General features: G+C 72.6%; 14 protein-coding genes. 3 read left to right on the top strand and 11 right to left on the bottom strand.

Going from position 1 to position 14,776, the window contains the following annotated elements; translation table 11 throughout:
* Window positions 1-66: 66 nt before the first annotated feature.
* From OHB04_RS01320 to OHB04_RS01300, 5 genes are all read right to left on the bottom strand, one after another.
* The gene (locus OHB04_RS01320; RefSeq protein ID WP_326685899.1) at window positions 67-1,071 is read right to left on the bottom strand and encodes a hypothetical protein; all 1,005 of its coding nucleotides are present in this window, start codon (window positions 1,069-1,071) and stop codon (window positions 67-69) included.
* A 154-nt stretch (window positions 1,072-1,225) separates the two neighbouring features.
* Complete coding sequence (locus tag OHB04_RS01315; protein ID WP_405807038.1) at window positions 1,226-2,239, bottom strand: N-acetylglucosamine kinase; 1,014 nt, start codon at window positions 2,237-2,239, stop codon at window positions 1,226-1,228.
* 35 nt (window positions 2,240-2,274) lie between these two features.
* A complete protein-coding gene (locus tag OHB04_RS01310; RefSeq protein WP_326685897.1) occupies window positions 2,275-2,952 on the bottom strand; it encodes a uracil-DNA glycosylase in 678 nt (225 codons plus the stop codon).
* 60 nt (window positions 2,953-3,012) lie between these two features.
* The gene (locus OHB04_RS01305; RefSeq protein ID WP_326685896.1) at window positions 3,013-4,122 is read right to left on the bottom strand and encodes a WD40/YVTN/BNR-like repeat-containing protein; all 1,110 of its coding nucleotides are present in this window, start codon (window positions 4,120-4,122) and stop codon (window positions 3,013-3,015) included.
* Window positions 4,123-4,357: 235 nt separating this feature from the next.
* Window positions 4,358-5,803, bottom strand: a complete 1,446-nt coding sequence (locus tag OHB04_RS01300; protein WP_326806545.1) for an FAD-dependent oxidoreductase — start codon at window positions 5,801-5,803, stop codon at window positions 4,358-4,360.
* Window positions 5,804-5,993: 190 nt separating this feature from the next.
* Here OHB04_RS01300 and OHB04_RS01295 point away from each other — a divergent pair, with 190 nt between their 5' ends.
* A complete protein-coding gene (locus OHB04_RS01295; RefSeq protein WP_326685894.1) occupies window positions 5,994-6,722 on the top strand; it encodes a DUF6214 family protein in 729 nt (242 codons plus the stop codon).
* Between the two features lie 114 nt (window positions 6,723-6,836).
* Here OHB04_RS01295 and OHB04_RS01290 read toward each other — a convergent pair whose 3' ends face one another.
* The gene (locus tag OHB04_RS01290) at window positions 6,837-7,643 is read right to left on the bottom strand and encodes a DUF305 domain-containing protein (protein ID WP_326806544.1); all 807 of its coding nucleotides are present in this window, start codon (window positions 7,641-7,643) and stop codon (window positions 6,837-6,839) included.
* 215 nt (window positions 7,644-7,858) lie between these two features.
* On the opposite strand from OHB04_RS01290, the gene OHB04_RS01285 reads away from it, so the two are divergent.
* The gene (locus OHB04_RS01285; protein ID WP_442814772.1) at window positions 7,859-9,346 is read left to right on the top strand and encodes an LVIVD repeat-containing protein; all 1,488 of its coding nucleotides are present in this window, start codon (window positions 7,859-7,861) and stop codon (window positions 9,344-9,346) included.
* Window positions 9,347-9,512: 166 nt separating this feature from the next.
* Here the strand turns inward: OHB04_RS01285 and OHB04_RS01280 are convergent, their stop codons facing one another.
* Together OHB04_RS01280 and OHB04_RS01275 are read right to left on the bottom strand one after the other, a co-directional pair.
* Window positions 9,513-10,142: a TetR/AcrR family transcriptional regulator gene (locus tag OHB04_RS01280; protein WP_326685892.1), complete on the bottom strand. Its 630-nt coding sequence runs from the start codon at window positions 10,140-10,142 to the stop codon at window positions 9,513-9,515.
* 191 nt (window positions 10,143-10,333) lie between these two features.
* Window positions 10,334-11,119, bottom strand: coding sequence for an HAD family hydrolase (locus tag OHB04_RS01275; RefSeq protein ID WP_326806543.1), 786 nt, complete (start codon window positions 11,117-11,119; stop codon window positions 10,334-10,336).
* Window positions 11,120-11,192: 73 nt separating this feature from the next.
* Between OHB04_RS01275 and OHB04_RS01270 the strand changes: the two genes are divergently transcribed.
* Window positions 11,193-11,999, top strand: a complete 807-nt coding sequence (locus OHB04_RS01270; protein ID WP_326685890.1) for an SAM-dependent methyltransferase — start codon at window positions 11,193-11,195, stop codon at window positions 11,997-11,999.
* A 102-nt stretch (window positions 12,000-12,101) separates the two neighbouring features.
* Here OHB04_RS01270 and OHB04_RS01265 read toward each other — a convergent pair whose 3' ends face one another.
* From OHB04_RS01265 to OHB04_RS01255, 3 genes are all read right to left on the bottom strand, one after another.
* A complete protein-coding gene (locus tag OHB04_RS01265) occupies window positions 12,102-12,800 on the bottom strand; it encodes a phosphatase PAP2 family protein (protein WP_326806542.1) in 699 nt (232 codons plus the stop codon).
* Between the two features lie 127 nt (window positions 12,801-12,927).
* Window positions 12,928-13,866 (bottom strand): M56 family metallopeptidase, encoded by a 939-nt coding sequence (locus OHB04_RS01260; protein ID WP_326806541.1) that lies wholly within the window; start codon window positions 13,864-13,866, stop codon window positions 12,928-12,930.
* A 142-nt stretch (window positions 13,867-14,008) separates the two neighbouring features.
* Window positions 14,009-14,677 (bottom strand): DUF5134 domain-containing protein, encoded by a 669-nt coding sequence (locus OHB04_RS01255; RefSeq protein WP_326806540.1) that lies wholly within the window; start codon window positions 14,675-14,677, stop codon window positions 14,009-14,011.
* Window positions 14,678-14,776: the final 99 nt, after the last annotated feature.

Here is a 14,776-nt window from a genome sequence, read left to right as displayed (position 1 = left end):
ACCGTGCCGCGCCTCTGCCACCCGCACACCGGCTCTCGTCGCCGTCTCAGGGCCCGGGAGCGCGCCTCAGCGCACCGGCATGCCCTGGGGTGTCTGCTGCTGGGCGATCCCGGCCTTCGCCGCGTAGGTGGAGGCCACGAGCTTGCCCAGCGCGGGGTAGGCGCCCAGCGGCTCCGCCGTCGCGCAGCCGGCCTCTTCCGCCGCCGCCTCCAGCAGGCCCTCGGCGACCTCGGGACCGATCAGGCAGGGCGCGATGGCCAGCTGCTGGGAGCCGGAGCCCCGCAGCTGCTCGGCGGTGTGGGTGATGGCGCCCTCGTCGTCCAGCGCGGCGGCGAGCACCGGCACGGCCAGCCGCGCTGCCAGCAGCATTCCCGTGATTCCCGCCGCCTGCACGGCCTCCTCGCCGCCGACGGTGGCCAGGATGATGCCGTCCGCCGCAGTCGCCACCGTGAACAGCCGGGCGCGGTCGGCGCGGGCCAGACCCGCCTCGGACAGCCGCACGTGCACGGCTTCGGCCAGCAGGGGGTGCGGGCCCAGCACGTCCGTCAGCTCGGCACCTGAGCCGCTGTTGAGCACCTCCTGGCGGATACGCCGCAGCTGCGCCGCGTCCGGCCCCGCCAGCAGGGGCACCACTACGGCCGGGAGCCCGTCGTCCTCGGCGGTACGCGCCGCCACGGCCGCGGCCTCCTGTGCCTCGGCTGCCTCCCGCTCCTCGGGGGAGGCGTCCTCCGGGAGCGGAGCCGGCGCCGGGGCATCCCGCAGGAGCCGCTGGCGTGCCGCGCGCTCGGCGACGGCCTCGGTCAGCGCCGACCGGATGGTCGGGAACTCCTCGTCGTCGCCCTCGCTGAAACCGATGCGCGCGTTGAGCCCCGGCAGCTCGGAGCGCGCGATGCTCAGCGTCTCCTCGGCGAGGCTGCGGGTGGCGCTGGAGGGCGCGCCGGGCACGGCGAGTACCAGTGCGGGCGCGTTCTCAGGCGCGACGACGGGCTCCGGGCGGCGGTGCCGTCCGGGCTGGCGTGGACGCGGCATTCGTACGGGCAGGCCATTCTCCGGCCCTGTGGGGGAGCTCATGCGCCCGCATGTTAATGCCTTCATGGGCTTGGCTGTTCGGCCGGGGGAGACCAGTGGGTGTATGTCCCGATTTGCTCATCATCTTGTGTGGCGCTATTTGGCCGTTTCTGGCAATCAGTGCCTGTCGGCTTTCGCGCCGCGCGCGCCACACCCGCTACGAGACCGCGAGCAGCGTCGCGTCCGAGGGCAGGGACAGGCCGTCGGCCGCGAGGCGCCCGGCGATCAGCAGCGCGCCGTCCAGCGGGTCTCCCGCGGCCTCGGTCACCCGTGCGGTGGGCAGCAGCCGGGCGAGCTCGGCCCGCAGCGGCCCGGTCAGCGCCTCGCCCAGCCGGAACAGCCCTCCGGTGAAGGCGACCGTGACCGGCTCACCCTCCGGGGCCCGGCCGCGCGGGCACACGGCCACCGCACTCGCGGCGATCTCGCCGGCCGCCGCCCGCACAATGCTCCCGGCAACCGGATCGCCGCTCTCCGCGCACCGGGCCACCTCCGGCGCGAACGAGGCCAGCACGGCCGGCCTGTCCGGGCGCGGATACAACTGCGCGGGAAGGCCGCTGAGCGGGGCGCCGAACCGCTCCTCCGCCCGCGAGCGCAGCGCCGCCGAGCCTCCGGTGCGGCCGTCGGCGTCACGCATCGCGGCCTCCAGACCGGCCCTGCCGATCCAGGCGCCGCTGCCGCAGTCGCCCAGCAGATGGCCCCAGCCGTCCGCGCGCCGCCACGAGCGCAGGTCGGTGCCCATGGCGATCATTCCGGTGCCCGCCGCGACCACCGCGCCCGGCCGCTCCCCGAGTGCCCCCGCGTACGCGGTGACGGCGTCCGCCGCCAGCGCGAGCCGCCGGATCCCGAACGCGCCGGACAGCGCGCCCGGCAGTTCGGCCCGCAGCCCGTCCCCGAGCGTGGCCATCCCGGCAGCGCCCACGCAGGCCGCCGCGATCCGCGCGCCCCCGGCTGCCGGGCCCGGTCCGTCCTCCGTGTCCGCCTCGGCCAGCAGCGCACGCACAGCAGGTACCAACTGCCCCATCATGTGCTCGGCATCGATACCGGCGGGGCCCGTCCGCACCGGCTCGGCGCAGGTGGTGACCGCCACCGGACGAGGGGCCCGGCCGGTGTCGGAATGCGGGCGCGCGAGGGCGACCCTGAGCCCCGAGCCGCCCGAATCCACGCCGAGCACCCATGCGTTCCCGGCCCCGGCGCGAGGGGCCGGGCTCACGGCAGGTGCCAGTTCACCGGCTCGGCGCCCTGCCGGGCCAGCAACTCGTTGACCCGGCTGAAGGGGCGAGAGCCGAAGAAACCCCGGTCGGCCGACATGGGGGAGGGGTGCGAGGACTCGACGGACGGCAGATCCCCCAGCAGCGGGCGCAGATTGCGCGCGTCCCGGCCCCACAGCACCGACACCATCGGCCGTCCGCGCGCCACCAGGGCACGGATCGCCTGCTCGGTGACCTCCTCCCAGCCCTTGCCGCGGTGTGCGGCGGGCTTGCGGGGGGCCGTCGTCAGCGCCCTGTTGAGCAGCAGCACTCCCTGGTGGGTCCAGGGCGTCAGATCGCCGTTCGAGGGGCGGGAGGCGCCGAGGTCGCTGTGCATCTCGCGGAAGATGTTCTCCAGGCTGCCCGGCAGCGGTCTGACCTCCGGTGCCACAGAGAAGGACAAGCCGACGGCGTGCCCCGGCGTTGGATAAGGATCCTGGCCCACGATGAGGACGCGCACCTCATCGAAGGGCTGCTGGAAGGCGCGCAGGACGTTCGCTCCGGACGGCAGATAGGTCCGCCCCGAGGCGACCTCCGCTCTCAGGAAGTCGCCCATCGCGGCGACCCGTTCGGCCACCGGCTCCAGCGCTTTCGCCCAGCCGGGTTCGACAATTTCGTTCAACGGTCGTGCTGCCACGAGCCGTCACTCTACTGGCTCAGCCGGGCGTCCCGTCCGCCCTCCCGCGGACCGGCCCGCTCAGTCGATCACCGCCGCGCGCACACACAGCACATCGGGCAGATGGGAGGCCAACTGCTGCCAGCTCTCACCCTCGTCGGCGCTGGCATAGACCTCTCCGTTGCGGTTGCCGAAGTAGATGCCCGCCGGGTCCGCGTCGTCCGTCCACAGCGCGTCCCGCAGCACCGGGCCGTAGTGCGCCGACTCCGGCAGTCCCGCTCCCAGGGCCTCCCAGCTGGCGCCCGCGTCCTGCGTACGGTGCACCCGGCAGTGGTGCTCGGCGGGCACCCGGTCCGCGTCCGCGTTCAGCGGGAAGAGGTAGGCGACGCCGCCTCGTCTGGGGTGGGCGGCCACCGGGAACCCGAAGTCGGACGGGAGGCTGTCGCCGATCGACTCCCAGCTGGTGGCGTTGTCGTCGCTGCGGAACACGCCCCAGTGGTTTTGCAGGTAGAAGCGGTCGGGGTTCTCCGCGTCCCGGGCGATCTTGTGAACGCACTGGCCGTAGTCCGGATAGCGCTGGCTCTCCGGCAGGAAGACAGCCGAGACCCCGCGGTTGCAGGGCTCCCAGCTCTCCCCGCCGTCAGCCGTGCGGTAGGCGCCGCCGGTCGAGACGGCGACCGTCACCGCCCGTGAGTCGCGGGGGTCCACCAGGACGGTGTGCAGCCCCAGCCCGCCGCCGCCCGGCTGCCACTCCTGACGCGTGGGGTGCTCCCACAGGGAACGGACCAGCTCGAAGGACTCGCCGCCGTCCTCCGAACGGAACAGCCCGCCCGGCTCCGTCCCGGCATAGACCACCCCCGGCTCGTCCTCCCCGCCGGGCTGGAGCTGCCAGACACGCTCCAGCGAAGCGCCGGTGTCCGCCGGATACTTGACCGGTGGCTGCTGGGGCTCGGACCACGTCTTGCCAAGGTCGTCGGAGTGGAAGACCGAAGGGCCCCAGTGCGCGCTGTCGCCACCGGCGAGCAGTCTCGGCGGGCCGGAGCCGCGCCGGTCGATGCTGAAGGAGTAGACGGCCTGGGCGTTGAAGTGCGGACCGGTGAAGTCCCAGCCGCCCTCGCCCCTGCGCCCCGTCTCCCGCCGTGCGAGGAACAGGCCCTTTTTCGTACCTACCGCGAGCAGTACATCCGCCATGCCGGACACCGCCTTCGAGACGTCGTTGTCTGAGGTATCGGACAGTCTGCACCCGGCCACTGACAATCGCCCACAAATGGTGTTGTCCGCACAGGTCACACGGGGCGCCGAGTGCCGGCCGACAGGGGGCCTCGGCCGCCCGGCCCCGCCATGGACAGGCCCGGCCAGGCCACACAGACGCCCGGTCCGGCAACAGCGGCGCCCGGCCCGACCATGGAGGCGGCCCGGTCCGGCTTCAGATGCCCAGCCCGGCGGCGGCCCGCAGCCCGTCCCAGTCCGGGATCTTGACCGTGGAGCGGGCGAGGCTGCGGCCCAGTTCGCTCTCGGCCGCCTCGATCCCCAGCCAGCCCGGCCACTCCACCGGCTGGTGCCCGGCCGCGCGCAGCGCCTCCAGCGGGTCGCCGGGCAGCGGGCCCCGCGTCCCCAGGAGGGCCGCGGCATCCGCGAGGAGCGATCCGACGGTCTCCTTCGCGCAGGGGCGGTTGGTGCCGATGACCCCGGTCGGGCCCCGCTTGATCCATCCGGCGACGTACTCGCCGGGGCAGGGCGCGCCCTCGCGCAGCACCCGGCCGGCGGTGTGCGGCACCGTGCCGCTCCGCTCGTCGAAGGGGAGTCCGTCCAGCGGTGAGCCGAGGTAGCCGACGGAACGGAACACGAGCTGCGTCTCGATCTCCTCGTGGACCCCCGTCCCCGCGACGCCGCCCTGTCCGTCCGGCGCTGTCCGCTCGAAGCGCACGGCACGCACCGCGCCCGCGCCGTCATCCAGGATCTCCACCGGCCTCAGAAAGAACCGCAGCCCGAGCCTCCGTGCGACCCGCCCGGACCCGGAGCCGGCCCCAGGCCCAGAGCCGGACGCGGCACCGCCGGCCACCGTCGCCCCGCCCGCACCCCGTAGCGCCCAGTCCCGCAGCACGGCGACGTTGCGGCGCGCCGCCGCGGGCAGCCCCTCGGGTGACTCGTACGCGGGATCGAGAGCCAGCTCCTCCTCCCGTACGGAGACCTCGACACCGGGCAGCGCCCCCAGTTCCCTCAGCTCCTTGGTGGTGAACTTCGCCTGTGAGGGGCCGCGCCTGCCGATCATGGAGACCTCACCCACGGTGCTGCGCTCCAGGCTCTCCAGCGCCGCTTGGGGGATGTCGGTGGGGCGCAGTTCCTCGACGCCCCTGGCCAGCACCCTGGCGACGTCCACCGCGACGTTCCCGACCCCGATGACCACCGCCGAGCGCGCCCCGAGCGCGAAGTCGCCGTCGGCTGCGTCCGGATGAGCGCTGTACCAGGACACGAAGTCGGTCGCCGAGTGGCTGCCGCGCAGATCCTCGCCCGGGATGCCCAGCCTGCGGTCCTTCGCGGCGCCCACGCAGTAGACCACCGCGTGGTACATCTCCAGCAGTTCGCGGGCGCGCACCCCGCCGGGGCCCACCCCGACGTTGCCGAGGAAGCGCACCCGGGGGTGCTCCAGGACGGTGCGGAGACTGCGCTGGAGCGATTTGATCTTCTCGTGGTCCGGCGCCACCCCGTAGCGCACGAGTCCGTAGGGGCACGGCAGCCGGTCGAGCACATCGACCGCGGTCAGCGGGCTCTCCTCGCTCCCGACCAGGCCCTGGGCGGCGTAGACCCCGCTGGGGCCCGCACCGACGACGGCGACGCGGAACGGGGCTGAGTGCGTGGGAACAGGCGGCACGGCAGTGCTCCTTCCCGCCGGGATTCCAGGATCGCACCGGAGCACGGGGGAGGGGAGGGGTGGGAAGACCCGTGTAGGCGGAGCGGGTGGGCCGTTCGGGGCGTGCCGCCGTCCGGCAATAGGGGTGCCGTCTCCCGGGGCCGTGCGTGCCGCCCGGACCGGCGCGAGCGGCGAGGGCTACGGTGCCGACGTGTCGGAGAGATCCTCTTACTCATCGAATTATCCCTACGAGACCGGCGGTTCCGCGCCACAGCCGGAGGCCCCCGCACAGCTGTGGCCCGTCTGGGAACTCCAGGGCTACGGCACAGGCGCGCGGGCCGGGACGGATACCGGCGTGCACGGGGCCGCGGCAGAGAGTGCGGTGGACCCCGACGCGCCCGGCGATGCCCCGCATGGCGTACCACGAGGCTCAAGCGGCGTACCGCGAAGCTCCGGAAGCGCCGACGGCCTCCCTCCCTGGTTCGAGGTCAGGCTGACGCTCCCGGACGGCTCCAGCGTGGAGGTGCTGGCCGCCGTCGTCGAGGGCAAGGTCAGGCTGGAGGAACTGCGGGCCGATCCGCCGCTGACGCTCCAGGGCTTCGCGGGGCTGGCCGCCTGGATCGGGGAGCCGCTGGCGGACGTCTGCCCCTCCGCCATCCGGCCTCCGGAGACCGGGCCGACCGTGCGGGTCACCGGCGCCTGTGTCCTGCGGACCGCGGCGCCCGAGGTGCGCTCCAGGGCCCGGACACGTCCGGCGGTGCCCAGGGGGCAGGCCGCCCGGCGGGCGGCGGCGGAGGCGTACCGCGCGGCCCAGGAGCGGGGCCAGGACCCGGTGCTGGCCGTCATGGGGGCGACGGGGCACGGCCGTCGCAAGTCCCTCCGCGTCATCGCGGGCGCACGCGACGCCGGTCTGCTGACGCCGCGTCACGCCCGGCGCTGACCCCGGGGAGCCGCGTCGGGCGCTGAACGCCGAGCCACGTCCGACGGCTGTTGGCTGAACGGTAGGTGTCCGGCGTCCGGCTTCCGGCCTCCGGTGGGTGGGCGGGGCGGGGCCTCAGTGCAGCTTGCCCATCCGTGTGATCTCGGCGCGCTGCTGGGCCATGACGTCCGTCGCCATCTCCTCCACGCGCACGTCGTTGCCGTCCTCCATGAGCTTGGTGGCCATGGTGATGGCGCCCCTGTGATGGGTGGTCATCAACGTGAGGAAGAGCTGGTCGAACGCCTTCCCGTCGGCCGCCCGCAGCTGCTTGAGCTGCGCCGGAGTGGCCATGCCCGGCATGGTTGCCGCGTGGCCCTCGTGCTCCGCGTGCCCGCCCCCGTCCCCGCCGCTTGCGTGCTTGCCGCCGCTCCCGTGCGCGCCGCCGGTGCTGTGGCCGCTGTGGTCGTTGTTGCCGTCGTGCTGTGCGTGCTGCTCGTGACCGCCGCCGCGCGAGGGGCTGCCCTTCGCCTTGCGGTTCTGCTTGAGCCAGCCCTGCATGGCCTTGATCTCGGGTCCCTGGCCCGCCCCGATGCGGGAGGCGAGCTTGCGCACCGCGGCGCTGGAGGCACGTTCGGGTGCGAGATCCGTCATCACCACGGCCTGCTTGTGGTGCTCGATCATCATCGTCGCGTAGGTGAAGTCCGCCGCGCTCGGCTTGGTGTCGCCGCCCGACTTCTCCCTGGCCTTCTCGGGGGAGAGCGTCTCCGCTTCCTCACCGGGCTTCCCCGGCGCCACGACGGGTGGTTGGTCCGATGCTTTCTCGCTGTCCGCCTCGCTGGAGCAGGCGGACAGCGCCGGCAGCGCGGCCAGCGTCAGGGCGAGCATGACGGCACCGAGCGCGCCCTGGGTACGGCGGCTACGGGCTCTGTGACGGTCGGTCACACGGTCCTCCGGGGTGCGGAAGGGGTGGGAGCAGCGGTGGCGCTGTTTCGAGAGTGGGGGGTGGAGGGGCGGGGCGTAAAGACGGTCGAGGGTGCCAAGACGTCCGATGACAGCCTCGGTTGCCCCTGTTGAGATGTACATGGCGCGGGTCATACTGCCGGAATCCGCTGCCGTCCCACCACGAAGGGAGACGGGCGGATCCAAGGGAGGTAGCAGTGACCTCGAACCACAGACCCGTCCGGCCGCGCAGGCGGCCGGGCGCCGTGGCCGTGGTGGTGCTCGGCCTGCTGGCCGCGCTGTTCACCGCGGGCCCCGCCGCGGCGACACCCGACCCCGGGGACTCGCCGCGCGCACCGAAGAAGGTCTCCGAGCGGGACCGGGCCCAGACCGAGGAGGCGATCCGCAAGGGCGACATCCCCGGCCAGGACGAGATCGTGCACAGCGACAACATCTCGCATCTGACGAACCTGCCCAAGGGCGCGCTCCAGGGCACCAATTCGGACCTGGCCTTCCAGGGCAGGTACGCGTTCGCCGGCAACTACGACGGGTTCACCGTCTACGACATCAGCAGGCCAAAGGCTCCCAAGGTCGTCAGCCAGGTCCTGTGCCCCGGCTCCCAGAACGACATCTCCGTCTCGGGGAACCTGCTCTTCCTCTCCACCGACTCCTCGCGCAGTGACAACTCCTGCGACAGCGAGACGGCGCCGCCCACGGAGAAGAGCTCCTGGGAGGGCATGAAGATCTTCGACATCAGCGACAAGAAGAACCCGAAGTACGTCTCCGCCGTGGAGACCTCCTGCGGGTCGCACACCCACACGCTGGTGCCGGACCGCAAGAACGTGTACGTCTACGTGTCGTCCTACTCGCCCGACGCGTCCTTCCCCGACTGCCAGCCTCCGCACGACGGCATCTCCATCGTCAAGGTGCCCCGTACGCAGCCGAAGAAGGCCAAGGTCATCGACTTCCCCGTGCTCTTCCCCGACGGCGGCTTCCCCGGCGACCCCGACAAGCCGCGCTCCAGCGCGACGACCGGATGCCACGACATCACCTCCTACCCGAAGCTGAAGCTGGCCGCGGGGGCGTGCATGGGTGACGGCATCCTGATGGACATCAAGAACCCGGAGAAGCCGCGGGTGCTCGACCGCGTGGAGGACACCGAGAACTTCGCCTTCTGGCACTCCGCGACCTTCAACAAGACCGGCAACAAGGTCATCTTCACCGATGAACTCGGCGGTGGCGGCGCGCCCACCTGCAACGCCGGGACCGGTGACCAGAAGGGTGCCGACGGCATCTACGACCTCAAGGGCAAGGGCGACAAGCGCAAGCTCGTCTTCAAGAGTTACTTCAAGATCCCCCGCCACCAGGCCGAGACCGAGAACTGCGTCGCCCACAACGGCTCCCTGATACCCGCCAAGGGCCGCGACATCATGGTGCAGGCGTGGTATCAGGGCGGAGTCTCGGTGTGGGACTTCACCGACTCCGCCAAGCCCCGTGAGATCGGATACTTCGAGCGCGGCCCGATATCCGAGACGACCCTGGTGGGCGGCGGCTCCTGGTCCGCCTACTACTACAACGGGCACATCTACTCGAACGACATGACCAAGGGCTTCGACGTCCTGCGCATCGACGACCGGCGTACCGACAGCGCCAAGGGCGTCCGGATGAGCGAACTCAACGTCCAGACACAGCCCCACTACCGCTGACTCCGCCCGCCGTGCGGCTCAGGACCCCGGTCCTGGCCGCACGGCCGCCGGCCCCGGATGGTGCGACATCGGCGCCGGACGAAGCGATCCACCGGATGGAGCGACCCCACCGGCCATCGGATGGAGCGACCCCACCGGACGCAGCGGCACTTCCCGGAGCAGCGGCTCAACCGGATGAAGCATCCCAGGCGCGTCCCGGCGGTGGCCGGCCCTGCCCCCAGTCGAGCCCGTAGCGCGCGAACAGCTCGCCGCGCAGCCGCTCCAGCGGCATCGGCGCCCCCGGCAGCAGCACCGCGACCACCGCGCCCATCAAATTGGCACGCAGCAGCGGATAGTCGGTATCCGGGTCGGGAGAGCCGTAGCGGGCCAACGTGGAGTGGAGCAAGGACGCCAGGCGCTGTTGCTCGTCGCACTGCACGAAGCCCTCCTGCTGGAGCATCCCGGCCATGTGCGCGCGCATGAGCACCGGCTCGTCGTGGGCCAGGCCCAGCACGGCGTCGATCGCGCGTGCCAGCGACTCCTGCCCCGAGCCGCTGTCTTCGGGCAGCGGGGGCCGCTCCAGCGCCTCGGCCAGCGTCAGATGCATCAACCGGTGCACGGCGGACTGGAAGAGCTGGCGCTTGCCCGGGAAGTAGTAGGAGATCAGCCCGCGAGCCGAGCCTGCTTTGTCCGCGATATCGCCCAATGTCGTCGCCTCGTAACCGCGTTCGGCAACCAGCTCGACGGTCGCCTGAAGCAGGCGCTCGCGCGAGCGTCGGCGCAACTCTTCATTGACCGATGCGCTCCGGGGGGACATGCTGTAACTCCTGCGTTGACTGGCTGGCAGCCAATATACTCAGCACGACTTCGGGTATCCGCCTCCGCGCCACGGTTCAGGTGCCCGGTGCAGCGGCCGATATCGGGGCGACGCGGGGGATCGCCCCGGTATCGGTTTTAGTCTGCCCCGACGGCAGTCGCCCCCCGACCGGGACTCCAGGGGAATCCGCCTCAACCAGCCCCGTCCCGGCCCGGGTTCGCGCCGCCGCCCCCGGCCTCCCGCGTACCGACCCGGGGCCGCCAGGCGCCCTCCAGCGCGGACAGCAGCCCGGCCGGGCGCTCACCGACCGGCAGGTGACGCACCATCCGCACCGCGCAGCCGATCCGCGTCGCGCCCCCGTCCGTCCTCTCGTCGTCCCCCACCATCAGCGTGTGCTCCGGAGCGCTCCCCAGTGCCTCGCACGCGACGCGGAACAGCCGGGACTCCGGCTTCTGGACACCGTGCTCGAAGGAGAGCACGTAGGCACTGATGTAAGGGTCCAGACCGTGCGCCCGGAAGACGGGCCGCAGATCCCAGCCGATGTTGCTCACGACGGCCACTGGTACCCCGTGTGCGTGCAGCGTCCGGAGCACCTCGGCCGTGTCCGGGTAGGGCTGCCAGGCATCCGGTGACATGTGGCGGTCGTACAGCGCGTCGTACAACTCGGGCTTCGGCAGCGGCACCTGGCGGGCCAGCGCGGTGTAGACGGTCCGGTGCTCCCGCGAGCTGAGGTCGCTCGTGTGCCACAGCTCGCGCAGCCCTTCCGGGATCTCGCGGGGCTTCGCGCCTCCGGGCAGCGCCCCGGCCTCCTCCAGGAGCGTGGCGCACCGGTCGAGCTGCGGCTGGGACATCTCGATTCCCGTGCTCTCCAGCACCCCGTTCAGCCAGTCCGCCACCGACTCCACCCGCATCAGGGTTCCGGAGAAGTCGAACATGACGGCCGACGCTTGGGAGGTGCCGTTCTGTAATGTCGCCATGATCGGGAGTATGTCAGCCCCGCCCGCGGATAGGTTGTGCGGGACGGAAGGCGCGCGGAGGGCGGGAAGACCCATGACCGACAGTCCGAAACCGGATCCCCGGGAGATCGACGAGACCGTGCCGCACTCGGCGCGGATCTGGAACTACTGGCTCGGCGGCAAGGACTACTACGACGTCGACCGGCAGGTCGGGGACGAGATCGCCGCCCAGAACCCCGGCATCGTCGAGACGGCACGCGCCCAGCGCGCCTTCCTCTGCCGCGCCGTCCGGCTCGTCGCCGGAGAGCTGGGCATCCGGCAGTTCCTGGACGTGGGGACGGGGCTGCCCACCGTCGACAACACCCACGAGGTCGCACAGCGCGTCGCGCCGGATTGCCGGATCGTCTACGTCGACCACGACCCCCTCGTGCTCACCCACGCCCGCGCCCTGCTGACCAGCACGCCCGAAGGCGTCACCCACTACATCGACGCGGACCTGCGGGATCCCGACGCGATCCTCCGGGGCGCGGCGCAGATCCTGGACTTCGGCGAACCTGTCGCCCTCATGCTGCTCGGAGTCGTCGCCCACCTCCCGGACGACAGCGCCTACGAGGCGGTGGGGAAGCTGATGAACGCGCTGCCCTCCGGCAGCTGTCTTGTCTTCAGCGACTCCGCCGAGGTCGTCAACCCCGAGGCCGTGCGGAGGATGGTGAAGCAGTGGAACCGCACCAGCGACAACCCCCGTATCAACCGCACGAAGGAGCAGATCGCCCGCTTCTTCGACGGCCTGGAGGTCCTGGAGCCCGGCCTGGTCTCCGTCTCGCGCTGGCGCCCCGAGGCGCTGCCCTTCGGAGAGCCGGACGAGGTCGACAACGTGGGCGCCGTGGCGCGCAAGAACTGACCGGCCGAGAAGGCCGATCCGGGCTGATCGCGGCTGATCCCGCTGACACGCGGCGTTCGGTGCGGGGTGCCCCGTCGCTTCGAACGCCGCGCGCGCCGCCAGTCAGCCCTGGCCCTGCGGCTCCCGCTGTGCCGCTTCCCGGGCTCCCGGCCCCAGCGTCGTCCAGCCCGCGGCTGCCGCGAGGCCGATCGCCGTGCCCAGCGCCACCCCCACCAGCGTGTCCGTCAGCCAGTGCACACCGAGCCACACCCGGGTGAAGGCCACGCCGATGACGGACACACAGGCCAGCGCCACCGCAGGCCACCAGATTCCGGCGGGCGGCGTGCCCCTGGTACGCAGGAGCCACAGCAGCAGTACACACACCAGCGCCGCCGTCAGCGCGTGCCCGGACGGCATCGCGGCGTACTCCGCAGAGTCCACCGGCTCCCGCCATTTGGGCCGCTCCCGCCCGAGTGCGGCCTTCAACCCCTGCTGGATCCCTGAGCCGACGAGAGCGGTGCCCGCCATCCACAGCGCGAGCAGCTGCTCCCCGCGCCACAGCAGTCCCACGACCACCACCGCGAGCAGCAGCCGGAACGTCCACGGGTCCCACACCCAGTCGGTGAGCACTCTGGCCGTCCGTGTCAGGCCCGGGTGGTCGAGCGCGGACGAGTGCAGCCCGTTCGCGACGTCGGTGTCGAGAGTGCGCAGGGGGCGCCACTCGACGGCGGTCAGGGCCATGGCGAGGACCGCGAGGACGCCGAGCGCGGCGGCGACCTTCAGGTGTCGTGCTCCTGGCGGGGGCGGAGTTGGACGGTACATGCACTCGATCATCACCCGCGGGACCCGTCATGGCACAAGCCCCGCGCGCACTTCGGCCGCGCGGAATCCCTGACGTGCGTGCGCACGGGATCCGCCAGGGGGCTGTCCACCGGATCCGTGGCCGGATCTAGTGCAGTGCCGACAGCCCGGGTGCGAAGGCCACCAGCACCGGGACGACGGGCACCAGGGAGGCCACGGCGGTCATACGCAGTCTGCGGCCGACCGACAGCCTCGACGGGGGCGTGAGCAGCCGCTGCACACGCTGGGGCACCAGCGCCAGGGGAGCGGGGCACGGGCCGAACACGCCCCGGTCCTCGTTGAGTCCGACCAGCGCGAGGGCGATTGTCAGCCGTCCGTAGCGGCGGGACGCGGCGTCGTCGGCGGCCAGTTCGACCAGACGGTGCACCTGGTCGCGGAAGCCCGCGAAGACCGGTACCCGGGAGAAGCCGGTGGCCAGCGCCGAGGAGCAGTGCAGCAGCCAGTCGTGACGGGCGCGCGCGTGGCCCTGTTCGTGTTCCAGGACGGCGTCGAGCTGCCGGCCCTTGAGGCGGCGCAGCGCCGCCGTGGTGATGACGAGCTGCGGCGCCGCGCCCGGCAGCCACCACGCGTCCGGCTTCTCGCCCTCCAGCACCACCAGCCGGTCGCCCGACGGAGCTTCCTCACCCGGCAGTTGGGGCGCGCGCTCGCGAAGGTCGGCCCGGCGCCCGCGCCGCCGGGCGCGCGCGTCCCTGACCTCCCGCAGCAGCATCGCGCCGGTCCACGCGCCCCCGCACGCCAGCAGCAGCGACAGGGCCCCGGCCCAGGGGGCGTAGGTGCCGGAGGCGTACGCCTCGACGACGCCGTGCGGAGCACCCGCGAAGACGTGACTGCGCACGACCTCGAAAGCGGCGGCACCGGAGAGCGCCATCGCCAGCAGACAGCACAGCAGGACGGCCCCTACCACGCACTGCCACACCCACAGCGCGAGCACCGGCTCGCGGTCCGGCCACGAACTGCGGGTCAGAACGCGTGGCGCAAGGCCCGCGGCGAGCAGGGCGAGCGCCATCAGCGTGAGCGGGACCATCATGGGCCACAGCCTAGAAGGCCTGCCCGACGCCGCCATACATCCTTCGGTGCAGAAGTGACGTGCCTCACGTGCGGGCAGGGCTCGTCCTGCCGCGCGGTCTGCCCGCAGCGTCAGCGGTCCGCCCGCAGCGTCAGCAGCCCGCTCACAGCGTCAGCAGCATCGCGAACATGCCCGCACCCATCGCCACCCTGCACCCGGTGGCCACCCCGGCCCGGTGCGCGACACCCCCTGGACAGGCCCCTCTCGCACCGGTGCCGGTGCCGGTGCCTGTGGCCGCAGCCGCGCCCGCCCACTGCGCCCCTGCCGCCGTGCCGGAGGGCATCACCCGGGCTCCGCCCCACAGCACGTAGACCGCGAAGTACGCCAGCAGCGCGCCCGTCAGCAGCGGAATGCCGCCCGCGCCCGCGTGGTGCGGCGGCGCCGGGCCCTGCGACGTGCCCGGGGACGCGCCGGTGGCCATCGCGAGCGACATGTAGACCATCGCCAGGGCGCCGACCACATGGTGCAGATGGACCGGGCCTCGCTCACCCGGGCCCGCGCCGCGCCGTCCGCCGAGCGACCACAGCTCGCGCGCCGCCAGGGCGCCGAACGCGGTGGCGAAGAGCCAGGCCAGCAGCGTGGGGGACAGCGGCTCCGCGCTCCACAGCGCGGGGACGGCCATGAGTGCCATGCCGAAGCCCATCAGCGCCTCGCTGACCGCGTCCGCGCGCGGCTGCCGGTCCGCCGCCTCTCTCGCCCGCAGCGCACAGGAGACGCCCGTGATCGCGCAGAGCGCCACCAACAGCCAGCCGATCGTGGCAGGGCCGTGCATCGCCCACCTCCCGCCCGCCTGCGCAAGAGGCTGCCCGCCCCCGCACGGCATACGGGAGCGCACGGACGCAACGGGGGAGCAGACACCCAAAGTCCACAC

This window comes from Streptomyces sp. NBC_01775 (assembly GCF_035917675.1).
GTDB lineage: Bacteria > Actinomycetota > Actinomycetes > Streptomycetales > Streptomycetaceae > Streptomyces.
Note: the sequence above shows the minus strand (reverse complement) of the source record. Positions and strands in the feature narration are given on the sequence as shown.

Excerpts from the sequence above, each read along its gene's own strand:
- OHB04_RS01260 (WP_326806541.1), bottom strand. The coding sequence starts at position 13,866 with ATGATGGTCCCGCTCACGCTGATGGCGCTCGCCCTGCTCGCCGCGGGC.
- OHB04_RS01320 (WP_326685899.1), bottom strand. The coding sequence starts at position 1,071 with ATGAGCTCCCCCACAGGGCCGGAGAATGGCCTGCCCGTACGAATGCCG.
- OHB04_RS01270 (WP_326685890.1), top strand. The coding sequence starts at position 11,193 with ATGACCGACAGTCCGAAACCGGATCCCCGGGAGATCGACGAGACCGTG.
- OHB04_RS01305 (WP_326685896.1), bottom strand. The coding sequence starts at position 4,122 with ATGGCGGATGTACTGCTCGCGGTAGGTACGAAAAAGGGCCTGTTCCTC.
- OHB04_RS01275 (WP_326806543.1), bottom strand. The coding sequence starts at position 11,119 with ATGGCGACATTACAGAACGGCACCTCCCAAGCGTCGGCCGTCATGTTC.
- OHB04_RS01265 (WP_326806542.1), bottom strand. The coding sequence starts at position 12,800 with ATGTACCGTCCAACTCCGCCCCCGCCAGGAGCACGACACCTGAAGGTC.
- OHB04_RS01255 (WP_326806540.1), bottom strand. The coding sequence starts at position 14,677 with ATGCACGGCCCTGCCACGATCGGCTGGCTGTTGGTGGCGCTCTGCGCG.
- OHB04_RS01280 (WP_326685892.1), bottom strand. The coding sequence starts at position 10,142 with ATGTCCCCCCGGAGCGCATCGGTCAATGAAGAGTTGCGCCGACGCTCG.